This window comes from Streptomyces sp. GC420, from assembly GCF_009916105.1.
Lineage (GTDB): Bacteria > Actinomycetota > Actinomycetes > Streptomycetales > Streptomycetaceae > Streptomyces.
Genome location: NZ_JAAAXQ010000662.1, coordinates 1 through 2365 on the forward strand (window position 1 = coordinate 1; position 2365 = coordinate 2365).

At 72.7% G+C, this 2365-nt stretch carries 2 protein-coding genes; one reads left to right on the forward strand and one right to left on the reverse strand.

Annotation, left to right across the window (positions count from 1 at the left end; all coding sequences use genetic code 11):
* Positions 1-823 (reverse strand): AMP-binding protein (locus tag GUY61_RS37535; RefSeq protein ID WP_166634760.1); only part of this gene is annotated, 823 nt, incomplete at its 3' end.
* A 186-nt stretch (positions 824-1009) separates the two neighbouring features.
* Here GUY61_RS37535 and GUY61_RS37540 point away from each other — a divergent pair.
* Positions 1010-2158 carry a lipid-transfer protein gene (locus GUY61_RS37540; protein ID WP_166634761.1) on the forward strand — a complete coding sequence of 383 codons (1149 nt, stop codon included), beginning with the start codon at positions 1010-1012 and terminating at the stop codon, positions 2156-2158.
* Positions 2159-2365 lie beyond the last annotated feature (207 nt).

Sequence of the window (2365 nt, forward strand, 5' to 3'; positions counted from 1 at the left end):
GGCCGGGGAGGACGGAGATGCGCTCGGCGGCGATGTTGGCGAGCGCGGTGTCCACGCCGAAGACCGGCTGCGGAACCATGGTGGCGCCCCTCATCAGGCAGGCGAGGATCCCCGCCTTGTAGCCGAAGGTGTGGAAGAAGGGGTTGACGATCAGGTAGCGGTCGCCCTCCCGCAGTCCCGCCAGGTCGCTCCAGATCTCGTAGCAGCGCAGGCTCTGGGCGTGGCTGATGACCGCGCCCTTGGGACGGCCCGTGGTGCCGCTGGTGAAGACGATGTCGGACGGGTCGCCAGGACCGGTCGCCGCGGCCCGCCGCCGTACCGCCCGGGCCGGCACCCCGTCGCCGGCGGCCAGGAACTCCTTCCAGGTGCGGAAGTCCTCGGGCGCGTCCTCGGACAGGACCACGACCTGCTCCAGGTGCGGCAGAGCGTGGCCGTTCGCCATCGCCCGGCGCAGTGAGGCGACGTACGAGGCGCCGAGGAAGGTGCCGGTGACGAAGAGCAGTCTGACGCGGCTGCGGGCCAGGACGTACGCGGCCTCGGCACCCTTGAAACGGGTGTTGAGCGGAACCAGCACCGCGCCCGCGCCGACCGCGCCGAGCGCCGAGACGATCCAGTCGAGGGTGTTGGGCGCCCAGACGGCCACCCGGTCGCCCGGTTCGACGCCGCTCGCGACGCACGCGGCGGCCGCACGCTCGATCCGGGCGCCGAGTTCGGCGTACGAGACGCGGGTGCGGCCCTCGACGACCGCCTCCCGGGCGGCGTAGCGCCTCGCCGCCCACTCCACCAGTCCCGGGATGCTGCCCCACTCGAGGTCCCCGGGCACATTCCCCGGGCCGTTCCCAAGTCCACTGCCACGCCCGTTGCCGAGCCCGCTGCCACGCCCGTTGCCGAGCCCGTTCCCAAGCACCGCCGTCCGACCTCCCGCGCCGACAGTAGCTGACTACCCGTCAGATTAGCTGTACCCTTCCCGGCTGTCAGCACAGGTGGACGACCGGGGCGCGGAGGTGCCATGGCGACACTCAAGGACACGACGGCGATAGCGGGCATCGGGCAGACCCCGTTCGCCAGGCGCCTGGCCGAGTCGGAGAAGTCGCTCGCCTGCCGGGCGATCACCGCCGCGCTCGATGACGCGGGAATCGCGCCGTCCGAGGTCGACGCCTTCGCCTCGTACACGATGGAGGAGACCGACGAGGTGGAGGTCGCCAAGGCGATCGGCGCCGGGGACGTGACCTTCTTCAGCAAGGCCGGCTACGGGGGCGGCGGCTCCTGCGCCACCATCGCCCACCTCGCCGCCGCCGTCGCGACGGGGCAGGCGAGCGTCGGGGTCGCCTGGCGCTCACGCAAGCGCGGCAGCGGGCCGCGGCCCTGGCGGAACACCGCCGCCCAGCTGCCGACACCCGCCCAGTGGACCCGGCCCTTCGGGCTGCTGCGGCCCGCCGACGAGATCGGCATGCTGGCCCGCCGGTACATGCACGAGTACGGCGCCACCCGCGACCACTTCTTCAACGTCGCGCTGGCCTGCCGCAACCGCGCCAACCAGAACCCGGCAGCGGTGATGTACGAGCGCCCGCTGACCCGCGAGATGTACATGACCGCCCGCTGGATCAGCGAACCGCTCTGCCTCTTCGACAACTGCCTGGAGACGGACGGGGCACTGGCCTGCGTCCTCGTCTCCGCCGAGCGGGCCCGCGACTGCCGGCACCGGCCCGTGTACGTGCACTCCGTGGCCCAGGGACTGCCCGCCCAGCACCACGGAATGGTCAACTACTGGAACGACGACCCGCTGACCGGGCCCGCCTGGACCGCCGCCCGGCAGCTGTGGAAGCAGGCCGATTTCGGGCCGGCCGACGTCGATGTCGCCCAGATCTACGACGCGTTCACCGCGCTCGTCCCGCTCTCCCTGGAGGGCTACGGCTTCTGCGGGCGCGGGGAGGGCGGGGCGTTCACCGAAGGGGGTGCGCTGGAGATCGGCGGACGGCTGCCGCTGAACACGGGCGGCGGCGGACTGAGCGAGGCGTACGTGCACGGGTTCAACCTGATCAACGAGGGCGTGCGGCAGCTGCGCGGGACGAGCACCGCCCAGGTGCCGGACGCGGCCACCTGTCTGGTCACGGCGGGCGAAGGGGTGCCGACCTCGGCGCTGCTGCTGCGGAACTGAGGGCCGGCCCGACAACGACGGACGATCCCCCGAGGTAGGAGGAGTGGACATGACTGGCGCAGGTGGTTCCGGCGGTCCCGGTGATTCCGGCGGTCCCGGCGGTTCCGGCAGTCCCGGCGGGGGACTTCTGGCGCCCGTCGTCGACGACGACGGTGCCCCGTTCTGGGCGTACGCCGCGCGGGGCGAACTCCGCGTGCAGGCCTGCGC

Excerpts from the sequence above, each read along its gene's own strand:
- GUY61_RS37540 (WP_166634761.1), top strand. The coding sequence starts at position 1,010 with ATGGCGACACTCAAGGACACGACGGCGATAGCGGGCATCGGGCAGACC.